Below are 24186 nucleotides of genomic sequence, written 5' to 3'. Positions count from 1 at the left end.
AATGAGGAATAGCTTCAAAATTACCGCAATTACGGCTTCACTAATTTCTCTAAGCCTACTTACTACAGCTTGTGGAGGTGGCGCTGCGAATGCTCCGGCAACCGGGGGGCAAGCGACTAAGGCAGCAGCTGGGCCAAAGCCTACGCTTAAAGCACTTCAGATTTGGCAGAAGGATGATTATAATACGTATCCAGTAGCCAAGATGCTCGAAGAAAAGACGGGTTATAAAGTACAGTACGACATGCTGCCTCAGGATAAACCCGAAGATAAGCTGAATTTGCTAATGTCCACGAATGAACCTTACGATGCGGTGACGATCAGTGGGACGAGCGATTCCAAAGCGCAATGGGCCGACTATGCCAAGCGAGGTGCGTTGGTCGATTTGACACCTCTCATCGAGAAATATGGACCGAATATTAAAAAGATGATTTCTCAAGAAACGTTGGATGCCGCTAAAGTGGACGGGAAAATTTACGCGATCCCGACGAAAGCGAACCCGAATACGGGAGGAGGTATCTTGATTCGTACGGACTGGCTTGAGAAGCTGAATATGAAGATGCCGACGACATTAGATGAGCTTACTGCCGTGTTGAAAGCTTTTAAAGAGAAAGATCCAGGTGGGATTGGCGCTAAATTGCTTCCTATGTCTATCCGTGGGGATTTACCTTTTGTGGATAATATCGTAGGCGCTTTCGGTATGGCGAACGCCTGGAACGAAGACGGTGGTAAGCTGACTCCGCGTTTGCTTGATCCTGCATTCGAGAAATATATTGCATTCATGAATAATTTGTATAAACAGAAGCTGCTCGACAATGAGTTTGTGCTGAACAAAGCAGATAACGTGAAACAGAAATTTTCAAGCGGACAAGTCGGTATTATTCAAGCGGCGTATTCCGACGTACCGACACTCATTGATGCTTTAACAAAAAATATTCCAAGCGGTAAAGCACAATTCCTCTCCGTCTTGAAAGGACCGGATGGTGAGATGGGCTTCCCGGGCAATGCCGGATTCTCGGCAATTACGTTCGTACCGAAATCTTCCAAGAATCCGGAAGATGCAGTCAAGTGGCTGAACGCCAAGCTAGATTCGGATACGTTCAAGAATATGGCGATTGGGGAAGAAGGCAAGCATTATTCGTTTAAGGACGGCGCGTACAGTCCGATTCTGCCGATTTTCGTAGATGAGCGCAATGCGGCTAATAACTATCTTTCAGGAATCGATGAAAAGAATTACTTAGCTTACTGGCAAGCACGCGTTAGAAAAGATCCAAGATTATTTGAGGCGTGGGAGATTCTAAATCTAAAGCAACCGTCAGACTCCCGTGTGATTGATCCATTAGGGATTTCCCCTTACTTAGCTGTGTATTCCAAAAATAATCTACAGCTAAATCAGATGACAACGGATTACGCAGTAAAACTTATCGCAGGTGGAGATACCATCTCTACGCTTGAAGCAACAAGGCAAAAATTTAAAGCTTCAGGCGGGGAGGTCAGCTATAATGAGGTAAACGAATGGTATAAGCAGAAAAAGTAATGGCATGAATGATATGGAACGAACTTCGGGTGCATTTGCGCCTTACGCTCGTTCCTTCTGTCTCTGCGCAATCATGGAGAGGATGAAAGCTATGGAACGGAGATGGCTGCGTTGGCCGAAGAAATCGACGCAAGTCCGGTTGACGATCATTTTCGTCCTTACCCTCATTCCGCTAGTTGGAACTGCACTGTATGCAAATCTGAAGTCTAAGGATATTCTGCAGAATAGGCTGATGGAGCGAACCCAACACGGATTGACAGCGGTGATGAATTATATTGATCTGAGTTTTCAAGGTGCAGAGGAGCTTTCGCTACAGCTTGCCAATGACAGTGACTTGAATATGATGCTATCGAAGGCTGGGAGTGAGCTTGAGGGCGAGACCTTGTTTGATTTTCGCTTAATTACGAGTAAGCTATCTCAAATTGTAACGTTGAATACAATGTTTGCTCATGCAGCCATTCTACATTCCTATTCGCATACCTTGTTGACGACGCTAGGCTATCAGCGAATCGATCAGCCCGACCAGGAGGAATGGGTGAAACAAGCTGCTGCAAGCGGATTTGCGGACGCCATCTTTATCCCATCATCTAATCGTTTACAATCAAGCGGACAACCGGATCCTGTTTTGAATACCCAAAATATCGTCCTGATGCGGCTCATGAACAATTATGACCAGCATCAGCCGGCAACGCACAATGTGGTTCTTCTTGTCCTGCGTAAAAGCTATTTTGCGAATTTAATCCGTGATTTATTGCCGACTTCGAAGGCGTCGGTGTACTTATACACGGCAGATAAGAGACTCGTTGCTTCAACAGGAGCTGAAATGTCAGGTGAATCGGAACTTGCGAAGGAAATTATCGAGCCGAGGGAGAGTGGTTCAATTCGGTGGGGAGATCAGTTGATTACACAATCTGTATCGGATAAATCAGGTTTGTCGCTTGTGCTTGTTCAGCCAGCCGCTGAAATATTTCATGAAACACAGCAGCTGCAGAGATGGACGGTTGTCATTATTATTATCAGTCTATGTATTGCCTTTTGGAGTGCGTGGGTCGTCTTTATCTATATTTCCAAGCCATTGCGTCATCTTGTCAATGCGATGCAGAAAATGCGAAAGGGACAGCTCGTAACACGGATTACACATCATCGAGAAGATGAGTTTGGCTTTGTGATGGATTCATTTAATCAAATGGCAGAGGAACAGCAGCAGTTGATTCAGGAAGGATACGAGCTGCAACTCCGATTAGCAAGGACAGAGCTTAAGCGCTTACAAGCTCAGATTAATCCCCATTTCCTATATAACACACTCGATTCCATTTATTCGGCGGCCATGTTGAGCGGTGAGAAGGATATCGGCTCTATGGTTGTCAACTTATCTAAGTTTTTTAGGATTAGCTTGGGGAAGGGAAGAGAAATTATTACGGTTGGGGAATCGGTGTCCAACTTACAATATTATTTAAATTTGCAGAAACTGCGTTTTCGAGATCAATTAGTGGTAGAAACGTTTGTATCGGAAGAAGCGGTGAAACGTTCCATTTTGCGGCTGCTGCTGCAGCCGTTGGTCGAAAATGCGATTTTGCACGGTTTAGAGAAAAGGGTAGGCAGCAAGCTGTTGCGGATTGAGGCTAACGTGCAAGAAGGTAAGCTGATTATCCGCATTAACGATAATGGCCAGGGTATTTCTGACGAACGCTTGACTTTTATTAGGGATAAGCTAGCGCAAATAACAGTCGGCCAAATGTTTCTGTTGGCCAAAGAGCAGGACACGCCAGACGAAATTTTTGGATTAAGCAATGTGAAATCTCGCATGCTGCTTTACTACGGTGAAGGTGCCGATATGGATATCAAAAGCAACACGTCGGGAACCGAGGTAACGCTCATTTTTCCGCGAGAGGCATAGGGGAGATTCAGCATGATGAATTTAATTCTCGTTGAAGATGAAATTGCGATTAGAACGCGAATTGCTGTAACCATACCTTGGGAGGAACACGGGATCCAGGTTGTCGGTCAGGCAGAGAACGGGGTGCAGGCGCTTGAATTGATGAAGCGTAAGCTGCCGGATATCGTGCTGCTGGACATTCAGATGCCGGAAATGGACGGTTTGGCGTTGGCTAGGCAGATTGCTTCTGAATGGAGCGAGATTAAGCTGATTGTTCTAAGCGGCCATGAGCACTTTGAATACGCTCGAAGTGCCATGGAAGCGGGCGTGCAACGTTATTTGCTGAAGCCGGCGGAAAATGAAGAGATTTTGCAGGCGGTCTTAGAGGCTGCTGGAAAGCTTTCCAAGGAAAGGGAAAGCCGTCACAGCTTGTCGAAGCTTGAGACCAAATGGCGCAGCCACTTGCCTCGACTTCGTGATTTGTTTCTGAGCAGTTGGATGGCCGGTGCATACAAGGATTGGGAGATTGAGCGGCATAGTCAGGAAGTTCAACTGTTACTTCCGGAGCAGGGAGATCCTTATACTATTCTAGTGATGGAGATGGATGCACCGGAAGCAGGCACGGATCGTTATAAAGCCGACGATACGGATTTGCTTAACTTTGCATTACATAGTATTTCATTTGAATTATTTGATGGAGACAATACCTATGTGTTTCAGGATGATAGGGGAGCTACGGTTATGCTGCTCGCAGGAAACGAGGAGGAATCTGACGGAGATCTTCAACTGCGTGCCGGCTTCTACGCAGCTCGGGTTCAGTCTACCGTTCGTGACTGCTTGAAAGCATCGCTTAGTGTAGGTATCAGCGGCACAGGGCGATACCGGTTGGGCGGGGCTGATCTTTATCGGCAGGCTTGTGCAGCACTTAGCCAGCGAATCCTATACGGTGGTGGGGTCGTCTATCCGTTCCACGAGAATAACGGTCTAGTCAGCGTAGAAACCGTGGATGAAATCCACGTTCGCGAAGCGGTATCCTCCGATGAACGTTTGCTTGAAATCAGTATTGAAAAAGGGGACGAACCGACGGCCGTTGAAACGGTGCTTCGCTTGACCCACTCGGCGGTTAACCGATCGGGGACCGTCGAAGAGGTGAAGACAGAGGTGCTGCTGCTCGTGCATTTGCTGCTAGGCATTATCAAGCGTCGCGGTTGGTCAGTCCAAGAGATTGCCGGTACGGATTACGATACCATTCAAAATGTGCAAATGCTGCAAAGCCGAGAGCAGATCGATCATTTCTTTAAGCGTCTTGTACGGAACATCACCAAATTCGGTCGTCAATCAAACAATCTGAGTGGCAATAAACTCATTCAAGATGTACTGAACATCATTGATAACGAACTGGCTAATGATATTAGTTTATACAATGTGGCGGAACGTCTGTTTATTAACCATTCTTATTTAAGTCGGTTATTTAAATACGAGACTGGGCAACTATTTTCAAGCTATGTACTGGAACGAAGGATGACCAAGGCGAAACAATTACTTAATGAGGGCGCTCAGGTCCAGGAAGCGGCAAGACAAGTAGGGTATACAAATACGGGTTTCTTTTCCAAATTATTTTTAAAGCATTGGGGCATACTGCCAAGCGGTTTGAAACGTTCATAGCGCTTGAAGAGTAGATTTTTAGGGAGGTAACCTCCATTCGAGGTACCGGAAGGAGCACAGATGAAACAGGTTTATGATGAAGGTATAAAAGAGCGGGCGAGGTATACACAGTCCGAAATCGATACGGGCTATCTCGATCAGGCGATCGCTTATGTCATCAAGCAAATTGACAGAAAGCTTGAGGCATTTACAGAAGTATTTCCTGGCCCAACCACCGAGAATTTGGTGTATATGCCGGGTCCTAATGTCGGTTGGACGACCAGCTTCTGGACGGGCATGCTATGGCTCGCCTATGAAGTGACCGGAGAGGCGAAATATCGGGCATGCGCGGAAATCCATGTCAACAGCTTTATCGAGCGTATACAGCAACGAAGCGACATTGAGACCCACGATCTTGGCTTTCTATATACGCTCTCATGTGTCGCCGCTTATCGTCTTACTGGCAGCGATGCAGCGAAGCAGGGGGCGCTGGAGGCAGCCGATAGACTCATGGACCGGTATTGGGAACAGGCAGGTATTATTCAAGCATGGGGCGATTTACAGGACCCGAAGCAGCAGGGCCGGATCATTATTGATTGTACGAACAATTTGCCCTTATTGTACTGGGCTAGTGAAGTAACCGGAGACCCTCGTTATGCGGAGGCCGCTGTCAAGCATGTCGAGCAAACAGCTCGACATATCGTAAGAGAAGACGCTTCAACCTATCACACGTTCTACTTTGATGTAGCCACAGGCCAGCCTCGCTTCGGGCGTACATCAGGTGGGTACTCCGATGAGTCCTGCTGGGCGCGAGGTCAGGCTTGGGGCATTGCAGGGCTGCCGTTAACCTACAGCTACCAACATGACGAACAATATCTTCACTTAAGCAAAAAGCTGGCCAACTACTTCTTGAACCGCCTCCCTGTCGATCAGGTGCCTTATTGGGATCTTAGCCTGAACGGGGCCGGCGTCCCCCGTGACAGCTCAGCAGCGGCTATTGCCGCAACCGGAATCTTAGAAATGTCTCGTCATCTCCCGCTTAGCGATCCCGATAAGCGAGCTTATGAAGGAGCGGCGATTGCAATCGTCCGATCGTTAACTGACAGCTACACAGCCGCTCAAGAGCCTTCCTGCACCGGAGTACTTCTTCACGCCGTTTATAGCGTTCCGCAGAATATGGGTGTGGATGAGTGTAATCTATGGGGCGATTATTACTACTTTGAAGCCTTAGTTCGATTACGGCGCGATTGGTGCATGTATTGGTAAATGGTGAAAAACCGGTGCGCTGGTAATATCCCCTTTGGTAGACACTCAGAAAAAACCTTATGGTATCTTAAGGAGAACTGAGTACAACTTGAAGGGGATTTTTCTATGGCTAAAAAAGGACAAGAAACTGTACGCAATTGAAGGTATGGTGAAGAAATGCTCATAGTCTTGACAGTACTGAAACCCCCCCTTGCTTTTACAAAAAAAGTGGTCTATAATTCATTACACGATCGTTGAACGAAACAATGAGAGCGAGATTACATGTATGAAAAGAGTGCCCAAAACAAGCCGCGATCTGCAGGCTGCCGAACGTAGAGAGCAAATCTTACTTGGTGCTAAGCAGTTGTTTGCGGAGCACGGCTACCACGGGACGTCGATTCGCGCGATGAATAAGCATATCGGGATCACAGATGGCTTGTTGTATCACTATTTTCCAGGTGGCAAGCAGGAGATATTGGAGACCATTTTCCATGAGGCTCAGCGAGCTCGCATGGAAATTATGGATCAGTTAATTAAAGGGATTCATCCAGGCCAGCCGTTAGAAGAATCTTTATTTCTGTTTATTTCAAGATTGGTGGGTACCCTCATTGGGGATCCAGACTTTATGAAAATTATGCTGCGAGATTCGGATAATATCTTATCGGAAGATAAGAATTTTATGACGCAATTGATTTTGCAGCGGCACCAAGCGTTAACAGAGGCATTGGCGAAGAGAGCCGAGGCTGGAGAAATCCGAGAGATGGACTTTGGCTTAGCAGCCAAACAAGTGATTTCCGTCGGCATGATGGCGGTTATCGGACGATTCACTGCAGTCAAGATGATAGAGACCGATGTCGATGATTACTTGAAAAAAATGGTCGCTTTCACCGTATCACTTTGGAGAAAGTGATTTCTTTTTAATAATTTCGTTCACACAACGTTGAATGAAAAATATATTTCATAAATTTAAGGGGGCGTTACGATGAATCACTTTTTTAAACAGAAACACCCGTATATCGCTATTATTGCCGTTTTCCTCGTCATTCTATTATTAGGTATTGCGCAGCTCGGTTCGACGGTGAATCCTACGCCTAAGAATCTTCCAGTGTTGCTCGTTCAGATGGATGCGGGCGAGAAGCTGCCAACAGGTCAAGAGATGAACTTCGGTAAGCTCATTCAGGAGAAAATAACGGCTGCTCCAGCTCAAACGGACACCGTATCTCCGCTCCAGTGGAAGACTTTGGCTACTGAACAAGAAGCCATCGATGCGATGGACAGAGAGCAGGCCTACGCTGCGATTATCATCCCAGCAGACTTCAGCCATAAGCTAGCAAGCTTATTGTCCCCACTACCGCAGGCTTCATCCGTAACGGTCTATGTGAACCAAGGGATGAATAATACCGCGGCTACGATGGCTAGTGGCGTGATGAACCAGATCCTTAATGGGGTTAACGGTCAAGTTAGAGAACAACTGCTAGCACAAGTCAGCCAAAAAGGCGGGACGCTCACCGTCGATCAAACCAAAGCATTCGCTTCACCGATCGTCATTACAAGCAAGAATATCAATGCTGTTGGCACGAACAGTTCCAATGGTAACGCACCTGTGGTGTTAACCCAGCTTGCTTGGTTTGGAGCGATGGTGACGACCCTATTACTGTTCATGGCAGCCGGAAAAGCAACCCAAACGGGCTCCCGCTCGCATCGCTTCGGGATTCAACTATCCCAGATGCTCAGCGGCATCGTCATCACCGCGGCTTCTGCTGCCAGTATTCTGCTTGTAGCAGGCAAATGGCTAGGCTTATCCATCCCGAATTATTGGGAAATGGGCTTGTTTCTTGCTTTCGTCGGCTTCGCCTTCTTCCTGTTGCAAACGGCCATTGTTAGTTGGCTTGGTTTAAAAGGAGTACCATTGTTCGTCCTCGTGTTCTTCTTCGGTGCACCTGTACTCTCGTTGCCGCTAGAGCTATTGCCATCGTTCAGCCAAGATTGGCTGTATTCGTGGCTGCCGCTTCGCTTCTCTGCGGAGGGTCTTCGAGATCTGTTCTACTTCCGTCAGAACTTGAATCTGAGCAGCCCGATGTGGACCTTAGGCACGATTGGTGCCGTGGCTATGGGAATTATTTTCTTGTCCCTATTAAAAAAGCACGAGCAACCTGCAGCTAAAGTTGAGGCTTCCCGTTCTATGTAACATAGTTTTATCTGTTGTAGATACCACAGAAAAGTGATTTGGGCGAACAACGGCCCTTGCCAACCGCCTGCCCGCCCCAAGCACTCACGTTCTCTTAACCAGTGAGAAGAAGCCTCCAACCAGGTACCCAGGTTTGGAGGCTTTTCGTTTTTACTGGAACATCAACGCAAATCATTATAATGCTGCATCTTCATAAAGTGGATGGTGACCGTTGTCCCCTCGCCAACCGCACTATTAATTGAAAGGTCATGACCTAGTTTCAGCGCCATTTGTTTGGCTAAGTAGAGTCCCATTCCAGTGGAGCGGCTGTGTGTTCGGCCATTCACCCCGGTGAACCCTTTATCGAACACGCGGCCGAGATCAGCGGCATCGATGCCAATCCCCGTATCCTGGATGATCAACCGCTTCTCGGAGTCGCTTTCCTCTGAGCGGAAGGCAATGCTGCCACCGTTGTCTGTGTAGGTCAAGGCATTCGCCACGATCTGGCCAATGATGTAGCCCAGCCACTTGCTGTCACTGTTCACGATAAGGGTAAGTGATGCCATGTCGGGACGTATTCTTTTGGCGATAAACAATTTGGCAACCTTCTTGATATTCTCCTTCACAAGTGTGTTCAATGACAACTCCGAGATGAAGTAATCTCGGGAGAAGGAGTCAATTCGCGAATAGTAGAGCGCTTGCTCGACATAGCTATCGATCTTGCTAAGCTCGTCTTCGAGCTTGTCTACGAGGTATTCCGCGGTTTTGCCGGCGCGGTTCTCCATGATAAGACGGCTGGCCGCGATGGGCAGCTTCACTTCATGAATCCAGGAGAGGATGAACTCCTGATGATTGCGAATCTCCGACTGCAGGAGATGCGTTTCGTTGGCTTGATCCTTGGACAGCTGCGTTAACAGCTGTAGATAGAGCTCTTGCTCGTTGGTCTGAGGTTCGGGCATCGCCGCGATGGCCCAGTCTTGATGTTGGCTTTTGCCGAGAAATTCACTCAATTCCTTGTAGAAGGACTTTCGATAGAAGTAGCCAAAGGTTATATATAAGGCAGCGAATAGAAAACAGCCCGCATTCGTGTAGGCGATATTATTAAGGGCGGCCTGTCCTTTTACACTGACAAGCATGATCATTGAAATGAATAGCATTGTCACCGCATACATGCCCATGAAATAGCGTTTATCCTTCAAATAAGAGAGAAAACTCATGGGATCATGTACCCTTGCCCTTTCTTGGTGGTGATGAAATCATCGCGTCCAAGTTCTGCAAGCTTTTTGCGCAGGCGGGTAATATTAACGGTTAACGTATTGTCGTCTACGAAGCTTTCATCCTCCCAGAGGCCTCGCATCATCTGCTCTCGGCTGACAATAGCACCTTGATGCTGCATGAGGATAGTGAGAATTTTGAACTCGTTCCGGGTAAGCTCTGTTTTCTGATCCCCACACGCAATGTCACCATCCTTCAAGTTCAGGACGACGCCATTATGGGCCATTACGTTAGCTGATGTTTCCATATAGGAGTAGGTTCTGCGCAGCAGAGCATTGATTTTCGCCACGAGGACGTCGGTGTAGAAAGGCTTCTGGATAAAATCATCGCCACCCATATTCATCGACATGACCATATCCATGGGTGTATTTCGAGACGAGAGAAAGAGAATAGGGACATTCGAAACTTCCCTGATTTGGCGGCACCAATAGAATCCGTCGAACGCCGGTAAATTAATATCCATCAGCACGAGATGGGGGTTTTCGTTCACATAAACGGTGAGCACGGCGTCAAATTGCTCGATAATAATCGTTTCAAACCCCCAGCGGCCCAGTGCTTCAGCCACCGTATCCCGTATCGTTTTATCATCTTCCACGATCATAATTTTCACAGATAGTCGATGCCTCCTTAAGGGACGAATGAGCCGATTATACCATTTCATCAGTGATGGTAGCATAATCATGACAAAATTGTAAGGTAACGCAGAAGAGTTGTAAGCTACTTCGATGGTTGCGTGATCCCGCAGATAGTAGGATAGAGGTATCAGGAAGCAAACCATGTTTATTGGAGGAATAACCGATATGAAAACGATCGTTGAAGCTAAGCAGTTGAAGAAAGTATACGGGACCAAAGGCAATGTATTTACGGCGCTGAAAGATATCGATCTATCCATTACACAAGGTGAATTTGTGGGCATTATGGGACCGTCTGGATCGGGCAAAACGACGCTCTTGAACCTGTTGGCCACAATTGACCAACCAACTTCGGGAGAAATCGTTGTCGACGGGGTCAGTCTCGTGAAGATGAAGGAGGCAGAGTTGGCGAAGTTCCGCCGTGATAAGCTGGGCTTCATTTTCCAAGATTATAATTTGCTCGATACGTTGACTGTGAAGGAGAACATCATTCTCCCGCTTGCCCTAGCAAGAATGAAAGTGTCTGAATTGGAGCGCCGCGTTGAGGTGATCAGCAAGAAGTTCGGCATTGATCCCTTGCTGGATAAGTACCCGTACCAAATCTCTGGCGGCCAGAAGCAACGAACAGCCGCATGCCGCGCCATCGTGTCGAACCCCAGTCTCGTACTGGCAGATGAGCCGACGGGGGCGCTGGATTCGAAGTCTGCGACGGAGTTGCTGGAGAGCTTACAGAGCTTGAATGTGCAGGATCAATCCACGATTCTTATCGTGACGCATGATGCCTTTGCAGCTAGCTATTGCACGCGTGTTGTCTTTATTAAAGATGGTCAATTATTTACGGAGTTAAATAAGGGGACGTCTTCGCGCAAGGAGTTCTTCAACAAAGTGATGGATGTGCTCTCGGTGCTAGGGGGTGGGGCAAGTGAACTTATTTAGTCTGGCTAGAAGGAATGTGATTGGTAATCTGAGGAATTATTTGATTTATTTCATCTCCATGATTTTCAGTGTCGTCATCTATTATACGTTCGTTTCTTTACGATACAGTGAGGAGATCGCGGCGAATATGCAGAAATGGGAGGGTATGAAGTCCGTCTTCACGCAAGCTTCCATTATTCTCATTTTGTTTGTAGCGGTGTTTATCTGGTATTCCAATTCTTTTTTCACCAAAAAGCGGAAGAAAGAAGTAGGTCTATACGCCTTGCTTGGTGTGAGGAAGCGTAAAATTGGTACGATGTTATTTTATGAAAATATGATGATGGGAATTGGCGCGGTTGGCGTGGGGATCGTACTAGGTACGTTATTATCCAAGTTATTCGCGATGATGTTCCTCAAGCTGTTGGATTCAACAGTTGAAGTCAGCTTTAGCATTTCCTCGGAGGCGATTGTGAATACGTTGATCGTATTTGCCATCATTATCGTGGTCACTTCCATCCATAGCTATCGCTTGATCTATCGCTTCCAGCTCGTGGATTTGTTCAAGGCAGAGCAAGAGGGAGAGCAGGTTCCGAAGCCATCGGCATTCTCAGCCGTGTTAGCAGTTGCCCTATTGATAATCGGCTACTGGACGGTGTTTCAGCCTATGACGACTTCGGCTCAAATGGGACGGAACTTCCTCCTTATCTTCGGCACCCTGATCGCCGGTACGTATCTGCTATTCCGGTATGCGCTCATTTATATCTTGAAAATCGCCCAAAAGACGAAGTCTCGCTACTATAAAGGCATGAATATGATATCCACGGCCCAATTGATCTATCGCATTCGCGGGAATACGCGGATGTTCACAATGATTGCGCTGCTCAGTGCGCTGACGATTTGCGCGGTTACGGTAGGCTCAAGTTCCTATTTCACGATCACCAAGGATGCCGAGGAGGAAGCGCCTTTCAGTTACATGCACATTTCCCAAGGCGCAAGCTTCGATGGGCAAATCCGTGCTATGTTGGAGGAGGACCAAGAACACCCCATTGAAACGAAGCTGGATGTTCCCATTATCCGAGTTGCAGCGGATGTGACGAATTTCTTTTATCATCCATCGGGTCATTCACCGAATTCCGTTCCTATCAAGCTTGTGTCGGCGACCATGTACAATCGGACCTCAGAAGTATTAGATAGGGAGGGGCAGGTTACGCTCAAAGATGACGATATCGCGATCATTCAACCGAGATACTCAACGTTTACTTTGAATGAAGTGAAGGGAGATACAATTACTCTGGGTGTGCAGGGAGGCAAGCAAACACTAACGGTCCAGCAGCTTATAGTAGGCAGAATGCTCCCGTGGAGCTTCCCCGATCTCGTCTTCATCGTCAGTGATACCTTGTACGCTAAGCTGCTGCCAGGATTAGAAGAAGTGACGTACAAAGGGTACGTCGTCAAGAATCAAGGATCGACGAAGACGACGTCGAATTCCCTTATGAAGCTGAAGACAGAGCAGAACGGAATGTCCACCTACTACTATCAATATCGTCAAAACATGGAGGGGGCAGGGTTGGATATATTCACGCTGTGCTTCTTAGGACTTGTCTTCCTTGCAGCGACAGGATGTATGATTTACTTCAAGCAGTTAACGGATACGAACGAAGATAAAGCACGCTATGCGATGCTGCGCAAGATCGGTGTAAGCCGCAAAGAAATTAGGACGACGATCGCCAAACAGACCTTGTTCGTGTTCATGTTGCCTCTTCTGCTTGGCGTTACCCACAGCATCATGGTTCTTAAAGCTTTGACGACCATCCAGCTCATTAGCGGAGAGATCCTCATCCCAGTGCTGATAACGACGATTCTATATGGGGCTATATATTTCTGCTACTTCGTGCTATGCGTCGGAGCCTCGAACCGTATTGTCAGCAGGTAAAATGGTAAACGTGACGCCATCGGTCTCATTCTTAGCCCCAACGTTCATTCCGTGATGATCCATGATTTGTTTCACGATGGCGAGACCGAGACCGAACTGTCCCTTGCCGCCCGTGCGGAAGGGCTCGAACAGATTGTCCGCGATATCTTGATCAAGCAGTGGACCATCGTTATTCATCCGAATTTCAAAATGAGGAGCGAGAGTCATGCGGATTCGAATGCAAGTTTCGGCATAGCGCAGCTGATTATCCAGCATGTTTTCCAGAGCGATCTTCCATTGCTCTTGATCGCCAAGGAGCGTGTGAGGAGCGATGTTCAGCTCCCACGTGATCTCAGGGCGCTTATAGCGCAGTCGCTCGACGACATCTTCAATAACCGCTTTGATGTCAAAAACATGGAAAGGCTTCTCTTTGGCCGTGAAATAATTCAATTTGTTCAGCAATAACAGATCGCGGATGCGCTTCTCTAGGCGTTCGCCTTCTTTCATAATGACGCCTAAACTGGCACTTAACGTGCCTTTGGGAAAAACACCGTCTTGGATGGATTGCGCATAACTGCGGATGACCATGACGGGTGTTTTTAGTTCGTGCGACGTATGCTGCAGGAAGAACTGCTGCGCACGATCTTGCTTCACAAGCCGCTGCCGCATAAGTTCGATCGCTTTGCCTAGGCGCCCAATCTCATCTTTGCGGCGGCCCGTATCGATGGGATCGTGCCAATCGCGTTCCGCCATGCGCCCCACATGCTGTTCCATCTGTACGAGCGGGCGTGTGAAGTAGCGCGCCAGCAATAAGCAAGGCATCCAGCTCACGACAATGAGGCCAACCATCAGCAGCATGAGTCTGCCGAACATCGACATAATGAGGTCGTTGCGGTAGTTGCCCCAGGCATAGGAAACGATGAAGTTAGGTGCTCCTTGGACGGTTTCTTTGCGGATAACATAGAAGATACTGTTGTTATCAATCATGCGCGTATACTTGGCCACAGGCTGCATTTGGGCCAAAGCATCCTTCTCCATGGCCGCCATGAAGGGTTCTGCAGCACGCAGAGTTGTCGTAGTAGCAGTTGTAGCTGCTATGGCCTGAGCTGCTTGTGTGCCGCTAATGGTGAAATGGCGGATGGACGGGCCGGTCAATGTACCCTCTAAAGGCGCTGTTATCTGAGCGGATAGCGTAGCGGCTGCTGTCAATGTGCCAGCAGTTGTGCTAGAACTCAGCGGTGTCCCCATAGTGGCCATGCCACTGGCTTCCATACCAGGCACAACAATGACACGGTTACCTTGCAATGGCTGTGCTTGTGATTTGATAAGGTCTATAGGACTTTGCGCAATCGGAATGGCAAAAACAGGGCTAGGAGGCTGTGCGAGGGTCGCTTCTACTTGAAGACCGCTTTGGGTATCCAGCAGAATATTATAAAGCTGCTCGGTGAAGAAGCCTTTTAACGTCCAAGGCAATAGCACTGCGAGCAGTGTGAATATCAGCAGGGTTAGTGCAGCAAAGGCACCCCATAATTTCAAAGCGAGCGGCCACTGGCCAAGTCGAACACTCATGATTTCACCATCCTATACCCGTATCCGTATACGGTTTCTAAACGCAGATCAGGTAATTTGCGGCGGACTCGTCGCACCAAATCATCCACAACACGATCGGTGCCGAAGTAGTCGATGCCCCATACGGAGCGAAGCACTTGCTCCCGTTCAAGCACGTGTCCTTGATGCTGAACGAAATAGAGCAGCAGCTCGAATTCCTTCGAGGTCAAATCGAGCGTTGCGCCATCGCTATCGGTTACCGTGCGAGCGGGCTCGTCGATGGTGTAGGAAGCTAACGTTGTGAGCTGTGCGCGTCGCTCCATGGAGGCTGTTAGCGGGCTGTTCCCTTGTCGCGCATAGACGCGCTCTAGCAACTTGCGACAGCGGATGACTAGCTCGCGAGGCAGGAACGGCTTGGCCATATAGTCGTCGCTCCCAAGCTCAAGGCCAATAACGCGATCGATATCGGCATCGCGGGCCGAGATGAAGATGACCGGCTGCGTCGGTTGATCAGCTTTAATCTCGCGGATAAGCTGGAAGCCATCCACGCCAGGTAGCATAATATCGAGGACCCACAAGTCCGGCCGCTCCGAGATTGCCTCTCTAGCTGAAGTTCCATCGGGGAACGAACGCACCTGCCACCCCTCTTTCTCCAAATAGGCTGCTAACACGCCTCGTAAATGTTCTTCATCTTCGACTAAATAGATGCTGTACATCTTATATCACGCCTTCCATGCCTTCTCTAACACCTTCTCTAACATGAGGAAAAGTGGAGCCGAATCGCAGGGTATGCGATCGGATCCACCATACGTACCATTTATTTTTTCTCAGCTTCTGTTGCTTGCTGCTCTTTGATTTTCGCCGTCATTTCACGCATGTCTGCTGTACCTTTTACGAAATCCTTCAACACATCCGGCAAGATTGCACGGATGGCTTCTGCATCATCGGCTTCTATTGCCTCTGTTAATTTTTGTTGAAGTTTCATGCTCTCTGATTCTACCGGCTTAGCTATCATTATATCACTCGCAACACCAGCCTCAACTGGAAGAACACGGGTAATCTGCTCGGGAAGTGTTCCATCGGACTTCGTTATGCTTGTAAAAATGCCTCTAGTAGGATGAGCTACCCCTTCTGGAAGGTCTTTGATCTCTGCAGCTGAGAGAGTAGGTAATGAAGGCAGTGTTTCAATGGCTGTGCCACCTTCCAATGAAGTAACGAAAGTAGCGCCTTCAGCAGGGACGACTTGTAGGGCACCATCCGCAGCATCTTTGCTTGAAATGGTCACGGTCTGAGCGAAAGTAGGCTTAGGCAGATCTGCTTCTGCTTGCTTCCGATCGTCGAGTGCTTTCTTCCAGTCGGCAAGGGTGTCTGGTGCGTATGTCGTGGCTAGCATTTTCAAGTAGTTGCGCTCATGAGCAGGTTGGTTAAGCAAGCCTGCACTCGAAGAGCGGAAGAGCAGGGCTGGCGCTGCTCCAACAGCCTTTACCATTTGTACTGCCTTGACGGTGGGGGGTGTTTCACTTGTTGTATCTGCCGCAGATGCACTTACTGCACCGAATGCGATGGTTGTCATAATAGCTAGCAGGCTCGTTTGAACGGCGCGTTTTTTCCATGTTGTTTTCATCGTGTGAAAACTCCTTTCGATTTATGTAGCATGCAGGGATGGTTGATTTCCCTTACACCCTTACTGTACCGAAAGATTATGGACATCCTATCGTAAAATTGTGGGAAATTATGTGATGGAACGCCAAACACCACCTTAGAGGAGTAGGCCTCTGTGGTGGTGTTCGGTGTATGTTGCTGATAGGTTCGCTTACATCCCCAAATGCAGCTTCCGCGTATTCAGAACCCCTGCAAGTCCTGTTGGATCTTGACTTACTTTATACTGGACGAAAGCTTCCGCTTGTTCAGAAGTACGAAGGCGAAGCGGCTTAGGATCCATCTCGGTGACGAGCTTCACGACGACATCGGCAACGGATTCTGACGTTTGTGGGACTGAATTTCGTTTGGAGAATGCATCTAAATATTGCGTGATGATCGGTTTATAATCATCTTCCAAGATGCCGCCGGTCTTCTGCACGTGCCCGAGTACCGTAGCGTTGAAATTCGTCGCAATTGCTCCAGGCTCCAGCAGCGTGACGTCGATACCAAAGGCAGGCTTATAGTAAGTAGCTAAGCTTTCAAGTAAACCTTCTACAGCGAATTTCGCTGCGCAGTAGATCTCATTGAAGGGCTGACCGACCAATCCGCCAACACTTGTCGTTGCGATAAGATGCGCCGAATCTGATTTGCGAAGAAGGGGAAGTCCTGCCCGAATCGTATGCATCACACCGTATACATTCGTATCGAATACAGCTTGAATCTCCTCGAAAGTCGCTTGCCCCAACGCACGCAGAAAACCGAAACCTGCATTGCAAAGCAATACGTCCAGGTGCCCATGCTTCGTTTCAATCTCGCTGAAGGCTTTGTTCATAGAAGCGGGATCCGTTACTTCCATTTCCATAAAATGAAGGTTCGAGACTTCTGTATATTTCTCTTGATCGCGAGCGACATTGCGCGTACCTGCGTAGACGGTCCAGCCAAGCTCGGCGAATTTCAAGGCAGTTGCAAGTCCAATACCTGATGACGCTCCAGTAATAGCCATAATTTTATGCATAGGATGAGCTCCTCATGTGTTTATTTGTTTAACTGTTTAGTAATTAAACAATATATGTAGATGCAGAATTCGTCAACTGGAAAATGAAAAATCCCAACTTCCGTTGGGATTTTAAACAGGCATCTTCGTCAATAGTTGTTGCAATGTTGCGAGCTCTTCCTCTGTATAGGCAGCGAAGAGTTGTTCAATTTTCGTATTATACGCTGCAAGGATGAGAATTATGAGCTCGTTTCCTTTATCCGTCATTTGTAGAAGATGACTGCGGCGACTAGTTGGATGGGGCTTGCGGACGAGTAGTCCTTGTTCCTCCATTTTATCCAGAAGCTGTGTAATCGCCCCTCGGGTTAGCCCGAATTCGTTGGCAATATCGACCGCGATGCAGTCAGGATGCTTGCGCAGATACTCTAAAACGTACATCATGATCGGTGATATCTGGAATTGAGGCAGAACCTGCGTTAAGTAAGAGGAAATGACATTCTTGATCCCGCGAAATTTGGTCGTCATCCATTCATGGTCAGGTGTTGTCATACGAAGCCGTCCTTTAGTGATTAGTGTCTACCTAGTATGCCAAAAAAAATGACCCACAGCAACGGGCTGTAGGTCTAAGTTTATATTTTAAAGGGGGGTTGGTCTTTATTATAGGCAAGTTACATTAAAACAACATGAAAGTTAGATTTCATTTTCATTACAAATTTGTCAGTGGTAAAATAAGTAGGAAAGCTAAGCGGGAGTTTAAGCTAGAGAGTGGGGTATTTTCTATTGAAGCATTATTCTATGAGGTCGCATCTAACGATAACTTTTGCCCTAATGGCCTTGATTCCCATTCTTATTCTAGGTGGTTTCCAGGTTTCGCAAATTAAACATATCACGCAGGAAACGAATCAAAACCAACGCCAAACGACCTATCGACTCGGAGATGCGGTTGAAGCTTATATGTCTTATCATCGCAATGCGGTTGAAACCTTGGCGGCGACGATCTCGGCTTCGGATGCAGCTTTTCGCAATCGGGAGAGTCTGACCTTGAAATTGCAGTCCTTGCAAGAAAATCTAGAGGGATTTGCGGGTATATATGTGGTCGATGATCGGGGGACGATCAAAGCAACACATGGGATGTCGACAGATCTGATCGGTGTTGATGTGAACGCTCGTGACTACACAGCTCGTGTGAAGGCTGGACAGAAAGCGATTATATCTTCGCTATTCAAAGGCCCTGAGAGCTTGAACGAACCAGCTATTGCCATTGCTGTACCGATTTACAAGGGCAACAAGCAGGTGGACGGTTTCGTGTTGGCTGTACTTGAATTAGCACCTATCAAGACACTCGTTACGAAGTATGATTATGGGACGGAAGCCTACCCTGTTGTGCTGGATCATGCAGGCAAGCCCATTTACCATCCGAATGCCGAGCTAACGGCAACCATGGTGGATTTATCGAAGGAACCAGTCGTCACCGATGCCAAAATGCTTAAACAAGGTGAGGGCACCTACTCGCTAAGTACCTCGTCACATAAAGAACTTATTACCTATAAATTGATCCCAGACCTGAATCTTATCGTATGGGTAAGCAGGTCGACAGCAGCTGTTAACGCAGCTTTCACGGAATCTTTACGGATCACGTTGCTATTGGTTGTGTTCACGCTGATTGTAACGTTGTTGCTAGGCAGCCTCTTGGCCCAAAGATTAAATGGCACGATCCACGCCTTAGTCGGTTATACCCAGCGGTTAGCTGGAGGCTCGTTCGCCCAGCCTGACCAGAAGGTGGTACCGCGTGGAGCGCCGTCGGAGCTGCATCAGCTCGCGGAGCATTTCTTCCGCATGGCTGCTCAAATTAAGGAGAACCAACGTGCTTTGTTGGATTTAAACAGCGAGCTTGAACATCGCGTCGAGGAGCGGACTCAACGATTGCAGGACGAGCATGCGACATTGAATGCGGTTCTGGAGAGCATGTCGGATGGGATTGTGCTGATTGATGTGCAGCATAACGTGCTGTATGCCAATCATCAGATGGCGGAAAGTTTCGCGATTCCAATGGGCGATTTGTCCAATATGGCGGAAGCTGATTTGTTTGAACGGATTGCGGAGCTTTTGCCTGACCCTCAGGACGAGCTTCAATTGCGTAAGTTAACGGCTGAGCCAAGAGTACAGAGTGCCTTAACGGTGAAAACAGCGCAAGGCAAGCCACGCTTTATGATGGTATCCGCGTTTCAGGTTGCGCGGGAGGGGCGAGTATTTGGCCGCGGGTATGTGTGGCGTGACAGAACGAAGGAGCATGAAATCGACGCCCTTAAGAACGATCTCATTTCACTCGCATCGCATGAATTCAAAACTCCGATCACGAGTATCCGAGGCGGCGTGGAAACATTGCTGCGCAGGGATGCGCACTGGGATGAGGACTTTAAGCTGGAGCTGCTTGAGGGTATTCATGAGGATATAGGCCGTATCCAAGATCTCATAGATGAGTGGTTGGATATTTCCAAAATCGAATCAGGTGCAATGGGGATTCATCCTCAACCGTTGAAGCTAGCTGCTGTTATCGAAAGCGCCAGACATCGACTGCCTGAAGATATCAGCGCGGACCGGTTGCAGTTCGAGGTTGAGCTGCCTGCGGATATTCCGCTAGTCTTTGCAGATAAGCTCCGCATGGAGCAGGTATTCTTGAACTTGTTCATCAATGCGGTTCGCTATAATGAGCGGGAACCGATTATTCAGGTGACTACGCAGGCGGATGAAGCATATGTCTACGTGCACGTACAGGATAATGGGATTGGGATTGCCCAGGAGCATTTGGCTAAATTATTCGATCGCTTCTATCGCGTGGACGTATCTTCCAGTCGTCAAACTGGTGGCACGGGGCTTGGGCTGGCAATCTGCAAAGGAATTATGGAAGCCCACGGCGGCGCCATCCAAGTGGAAAGCAAGCTCGGTGAGGGAAGTCGATTCACACTGTTAATTCCGCGGTTTAATGGGGGAGATGAGCTAACATGAGCATGAGTGCAAAGAAAATCATGATCGTCGACGATGAGCCCAAAATCATTCGTTTCATCGCGGCGAATTTGAAATCCTTAGGTTTTGAAACGGTGGCCTGTCAAAGCGGGGCAGAGGCGCTGGAGAAGGCAGAAGCCGTCGATCCGGATTTGATTTTGCTGGATCTGATGATGCCAGGGATGGATGGCTTCGAAGTATTGCGCAGACTCCGCGCGTATTCGAGTGTGCCCGTCATCATGCTAACTGCAAGGAGCAATGGTGCGGATAAAGTGCAGGGACTGAATCTCGGGGCAGATGATTATTTGACCAAGCCATTCTCGCTGGACGAGCTATTTGCTAGAGTCAATGCGGTGCTTCGGCGCTTGGATGGACGCATGCCTGCGCCTTCTACGGTGAGTGAATTGACCGTTGGCCCTGTGAACGTCAACCAAGCACAACGCCGTGTTCGACTTGGTGGCGTGGACGTGAAATTTACGGAGACCGAGTATAATCTGTTCGTGCTTCTCTTGCAGCATGAAGGCAAAGTCATGACGCATGAGCAGTTATTGGGCGAGATTTGGGGCAGCGAGTATCGCGATGAAGTCGAGTACCTGCGCGTGACGATCGCGCGAATTCGTCAGAAGCTGAAAGCCCACACCGAGGGGCAGGAGCTGATTGTGACCTACCCCGGTGTTGGTTATATGGCGAAGGGGGATTAGTTGTAGAGGGTGAGGCAAAGGCTACTCATGGAAATAGCGCTATGTCATAACGTGATCTATTACTCGAAATGAGCATGGTGATGCACTTCGGATTTCGAGTCGCCTCGAAGGGAAAGAATGAGCCAAAACTAATGACTTGCCAGAAGCTGCACATCAAGCGGGTAATCGGGCAGCTCCATTTCGCGCGTTGTCCCAGTCGTTAGGTCGACCACCGTCATTCCATTCCAGCCGGTATCCGCATAAGTTACGCCTCCTGTGAGATAGGCATAACGACCGTCACCGCTGGTGGCGACCATTTGGTGCATCCGACTTAATGGAAGGATCTTCTCTGAATAGGTGTTCACATCGAGCACAGTCAAGTTAGGCTTGCCCGTAGCGCTGCCAGCAGAACCGATGCCAACGATGAGCAGCTGCTTGCCGTCAGGCGTAAGCGTGACACCCTCTTGATGGGTGTTGCCCGTCAACGGTTCCGTTGTGTAGCTGCCGCTCTTCGGATCAAGCACCACAAGGCCGCGGCCTTGGTAAGGCAGAAGCAAGCGGCCATCCGCGCGGACGGCGGCGTAGTGCGGCTTCTCGAAGCCGCCTTTGCCGAAAGGAGCAGCCTCGAGGGTGCGGCTTGTGAGGCTTAAGGGATCGACAGCCGTCACCGTGTATCCGTCGTGGTCAATACTGTAGACTTCGCGGCCGTCTAGGCTGGTCACCACATCGAAAGGTCGGACACCTACCGCAACTCGGCCCGTCATCGTGAGCTTTTCCGTATCCAAAATCTCAAGCTGGCTCTTGCCACCGTCGAGATACACACCGACATACACGAATTTACCATCTGGCGATACCGCGATGCCCATGCCGCCAGACCGATATTCACCGAAGCGTGGCTTGCCCACATTGGCATGATAAGGGATTAGCGCAAGCCGTGTGCGGGTCTTCGTATCGACGACGGCGACACCTTCGGCAGTCGAGACATAAGCGCGATGATTCAGCCCTTCAGCAATTGCAAAAGGAGCTTTGCCAACGACAAGCTTCTCCATACGCCCTGAATCGGGATCGAGGAAGGACATGTAGTCACTTTTGGAATGCGTCACCAGCAAAGTTGTCGTTGCAGCCGCCGCTGTGGGTGAAGGGATCGCAGTGGAAGGTGAAGAACTTGGCGCAGGTGTTGATGTGGCAGCGGTAGTTGGAGATGGTGTTGATGTCTTCGTCGGGGGAATGCTGCCCACTGCGTTCGGTTGTTGGCTGCTACAGCCAACCAGGACAAGTAATAGGGTGAGCGGTGTTAAGCTTGCGAATAAGGATTTATGAGTGAATAGCATAGCGATGATCACCTCTGGAAGTAGCGTATTTAATAGCTAAATTAATAGTACCTGTGGATAAGTTTAGCAAAATAAGGTAAGGAAGAGAACCTGATCCCAGGTCATCTTCCTTATCTTTTTGTTATTCAATGTTAGCTTCTATACTTACTTGTTCAAGGTCAATGTAACACCGGAAGCCGTAGCCCATGCCCCCACTGGCGCAACTGTGTAAGTTGTACCTGGAGCCAACTCCTTATTATTGAGAAGCGTGAACGTACCAACAGCACCTTTGCGTGTCGTCAAGCTGTATTCAGCAGTCAGAACTGTGCCATCGGCTGCTGTTAGAGATACGCGGCGTGAAACGAAGATTTCATCCTTCGGATCTTGCGATAACGTCACTGCGATCGTCTTCGCATCAACTGCGGCAGCGGATTGAAGCTGGAGCGGAGCGATTTCTTTTGCCGTAAACGTAGGGTTCTTCAAAGTCGCCCAGTCTGCGGAAACCGTATAGGTGACACCAGGGTGGAAAGTCTCTCCGTTAGGCAAAATGAACTTCGGCGCTTGGCGACCATCGGTTGCTTGCGTGAATGGCAAGTAATTCGCTGTCATCGTTGCCCCGCCTTCAGGGGTGATTTGAACTTGACGATTCCGCATGGAAGATAGGATTTGGTACGTCATCCCGTTGTAACGATTCTTCTCGTCAACAATAAAGGAACCAGGGCGGCCCTTGGCATAAGCGGCAATGACATAACCATAATCCGCAACACCGTCAGTCAGATGGGATTGGGCTTCAAAGAGATCATTGGCAACCTGAGCCGTTGAATCCAAACGGATTTTCTCTGTGCTAGCTGTGAACGTAACAGCAGGTTGACCTTTATAACTCAGCGAGTACGTTGTTCCTGCTTTCTGTGTTGGAACCGGTACTATATACGTGGATACAGAGCCTGTTTTGAGACGCGGCACGTTATTGATGGCAAGACCATTGTCAAAAACAAAGTTTTTGGACGCTGGATCCAGCTCTAATTCTGCCGTCGGAATCGGTGCTGAGAAGGTCACCTGAAGGGAGATCGCATTCAGCACTTCCAGCTTCGTTACACGAACTGGAGCCACTTGCTGAGCTTGGGTAAGAAGCAAGGCAGCTTGGCCGCGGGTTACTTGGCTGCTTAGCGAAGCATAGCTTGGCAACTGACGAATCGTTGCAGTGTCTACTTTAAGTACCGACGCAATGATGCTGCTTAACTGCTCGGCAGTGATCGTTTGCGCCCCGGCGAATTGCTGGCCAGTTACACTGTTCATAGCGCCGAGTGCCTGAAGGGAAACCGCATATTTATAGAACCAGTCTTGGGAAGTCACATCTGAGAAAGGACTAGCAGTCGTTGCATCCACAGAAGTGTTAACGTGGAAAGTCAGGGCTACCATTTTGGCAATCTCACTGCGCGTAACCGCTTGGTTAGGTTTGAAGCTATTGTTCTCATAACCAGACAGTACTTGCTGCTGGGCTAATTGCTCAATCGCCGTCTGGATTCCTGCAACGCTTGCCGAATCTGTGAATGGATTTGCTGCTAACGCATGGTAAGGGAGAATAGCGGATAATCCGACAGTTGCTGAGATGGTAAGAGCGGCTAGAACTTTTTTATTATTTTTCATCGAGAAACACTCCTCAAGTGGATTGGATTTGTTTGTTGCGCTGTTGTCTACAGGACTAATCTTACTTCTTCGGGCATAACAATCGCATAAAAATGAGGAGCGAGACATTACAATTCCGTAAAAATGAGACGCGCATTTTATTTACCACAACATTTTGGCGGAT

General features: G+C 48.5%; 19 protein-coding genes. 10 read left to right on the top strand and 9 right to left on the bottom strand.

Annotation, left to right across the window (positions count from 1 at the left end; genetic code table 11):
• The first annotated feature begins 1 nt into the window (after position 1).
• From AC58PV_RS05920 to AC58PV_RS05895, 6 genes are all read left to right on the top strand, one after another.
• Entirely contained in the window at positions 2–1534 is a 1533-nt protein-coding gene (locus AC58PV_RS05920; protein ID WP_497431339.1) for an extracellular solute-binding protein, read from the top strand.
• 91 nt (positions 1535–1625) lie between these two features.
• Positions 1626–3431: a sensor histidine kinase gene (locus tag AC58PV_RS05915; protein ID WP_497431338.1), complete on the top strand. Its 1806-nt coding sequence runs from the start codon at positions 1626–1628 to the stop codon at positions 3429–3431.
• A gap of 12 nt (positions 3432–3443) precedes the next feature.
• Positions 3444–5075, top strand: a complete 1632-nt coding sequence (locus AC58PV_RS05910; RefSeq protein ID WP_497431337.1) for a response regulator transcription factor — start codon at positions 3444–3446, stop codon at positions 5073–5075.
• Between the two features lie 60 nt (positions 5076–5135).
• On the top strand, positions 5136–6320 hold the full coding sequence (locus AC58PV_RS05905) for a glycoside hydrolase family 88 protein (RefSeq protein ID WP_497431336.1): 1185 nt from the start codon (positions 5136–5138) through the stop codon (positions 6318–6320).
• A gap of 265 nt (positions 6321–6585) precedes the next feature.
• Positions 6586–7209: a TetR/AcrR family transcriptional regulator gene (locus tag AC58PV_RS05900; RefSeq protein ID WP_497431335.1), complete on the top strand. Its 624-nt coding sequence runs from the start codon at positions 6586–6588 to the stop codon at positions 7207–7209.
• A gap of 72 nt (positions 7210–7281) precedes the next feature.
• A complete protein-coding gene (locus AC58PV_RS05895; RefSeq protein WP_497431334.1) occupies positions 7282–8487 on the top strand; it encodes a YhgE/Pip domain-containing protein in 1206 nt (401 codons plus the stop codon).
• A 161-nt stretch (positions 8488–8648) separates the two neighbouring features.
• Here AC58PV_RS05895 and AC58PV_RS05890 read toward each other — a convergent pair whose 3' ends face one another.
• Both AC58PV_RS05890 and AC58PV_RS05885 read right to left on the bottom strand, forming a co-directional pair.
• A complete protein-coding gene (locus AC58PV_RS05890) occupies positions 8649–9683 on the bottom strand; it encodes a sensor histidine kinase (protein ID WP_497431333.1) in 1035 nt (344 codons plus the stop codon).
• Positions 9680–10351, bottom strand: coding sequence for a response regulator transcription factor (locus AC58PV_RS05885; RefSeq protein ID WP_274318784.1), 672 nt, complete (start codon positions 10349–10351; stop codon positions 9680–9682). The genes AC58PV_RS05890 and AC58PV_RS05885 overlap by 4 nt, the downstream gene beginning before the upstream one ends.
• 190 nt (positions 10352–10541) lie before the next feature.
• On the opposite strand from AC58PV_RS05885, the gene AC58PV_RS05880 reads away from it, so the two are divergent.
• Both AC58PV_RS05880 and AC58PV_RS05875 read left to right on the top strand, forming a co-directional pair.
• Positions 10542–11309 carry an ABC transporter ATP-binding protein gene (locus AC58PV_RS05880; RefSeq protein WP_497431332.1) on the top strand — a complete coding sequence of 256 codons (768 nt, stop codon included), beginning with the start codon at positions 10542–10544 and terminating at the stop codon, positions 11307–11309.
• The gene (locus AC58PV_RS05875; RefSeq protein WP_497431331.1) at positions 11296–13221 is read left to right on the top strand and encodes an ABC transporter permease; all 1926 of its coding nucleotides are present in this window, start codon (positions 11296–11298) and stop codon (positions 13219–13221) included. The genes AC58PV_RS05880 and AC58PV_RS05875 overlap by 14 nt, the downstream gene beginning before the upstream one ends.
• Here AC58PV_RS05875 and AC58PV_RS05870 read toward each other — a convergent pair.
• The 5 genes from AC58PV_RS05870 to AC58PV_RS05850 form a co-directional block, all read right to left on the bottom strand.
• Positions 13183–14769 carry a HAMP domain-containing sensor histidine kinase gene (locus AC58PV_RS05870; protein WP_497431330.1) on the bottom strand — a complete coding sequence of 529 codons (1587 nt, stop codon included), beginning with the start codon at positions 14767–14769 and terminating at the stop codon, positions 13183–13185. The genes AC58PV_RS05875 and AC58PV_RS05870 overlap by 39 nt on opposite strands.
• Positions 14766–15464, bottom strand: coding sequence for a response regulator transcription factor (locus AC58PV_RS05865; RefSeq protein ID WP_497431329.1), 699 nt, complete (start codon positions 15462–15464; stop codon positions 14766–14768). The genes AC58PV_RS05870 and AC58PV_RS05865 overlap by 4 nt, the downstream gene beginning before the upstream one ends.
• Before the next feature lie 101 nt (positions 15465–15565).
• The gene (locus AC58PV_RS05860) at positions 15566–16372 is read right to left on the bottom strand and encodes a hypothetical protein (RefSeq protein ID WP_497431328.1); all 807 of its coding nucleotides are present in this window, start codon (positions 16370–16372) and stop codon (positions 15566–15568) included.
• A gap of 189 nt (positions 16373–16561) precedes the next feature.
• Complete coding sequence (locus AC58PV_RS05855; RefSeq protein WP_497431327.1) at positions 16562–17404, bottom strand: SDR family oxidoreductase; 843 nt, start codon at positions 17402–17404, stop codon at positions 16562–16564.
• 111 nt (positions 17405–17515) lie between these two features.
• Entirely contained in the window at positions 17516–17932 is a 417-nt protein-coding gene (locus AC58PV_RS05850) for a MarR family winged helix-turn-helix transcriptional regulator (RefSeq protein WP_497431326.1), read from the bottom strand.
• A gap of 231 nt (positions 17933–18163) precedes the next feature.
• Here AC58PV_RS05850 and AC58PV_RS05845 point away from each other — a divergent pair, with 231 nt between their 5' ends.
• Both AC58PV_RS05845 and AC58PV_RS05840 read left to right on the top strand, forming a co-directional pair.
• Complete coding sequence (locus tag AC58PV_RS05845) at positions 18164–20389, top strand: sensor histidine kinase (RefSeq protein WP_497431325.1); 2226 nt, start codon at positions 18164–18166, stop codon at positions 20387–20389.
• Entirely contained in the window at positions 20386–21087 is a 702-nt protein-coding gene (locus AC58PV_RS05840) for a response regulator transcription factor (RefSeq protein WP_497431324.1), read from the top strand. The genes AC58PV_RS05845 and AC58PV_RS05840 overlap by 4 nt, the downstream gene beginning before the upstream one ends.
• 128 nt (positions 21088–21215) lie before the next feature.
• Here AC58PV_RS05840 and AC58PV_RS05835 read toward each other — a convergent pair whose 3' ends face one another.
• Positions 21216–22397: a YncE family protein gene (locus AC58PV_RS05835; RefSeq protein WP_497431323.1), complete on the bottom strand. Its 1182-nt coding sequence runs from the start codon at positions 22395–22397 to the stop codon at positions 21216–21218.
• A gap of 144 nt (positions 22398–22541) precedes the next feature.
• The gene (locus AC58PV_RS05830; protein ID WP_497431322.1) at positions 22542–24023 is read right to left on the bottom strand and encodes an S-layer homology domain-containing protein; all 1482 of its coding nucleotides are present in this window, start codon (positions 24021–24023) and stop codon (positions 22542–22544) included.
• Positions 24024–24186: the final 163 nt, after the last annotated feature.

It is taken from the genome of Paenibacillus sp. J22FR83 (assembly GCF_059691955.1).
The sequence above is the reverse complement of the archived record's forward strand: the minus strand, read 5'-3'. Positions and strand labels throughout refer to the sequence as shown.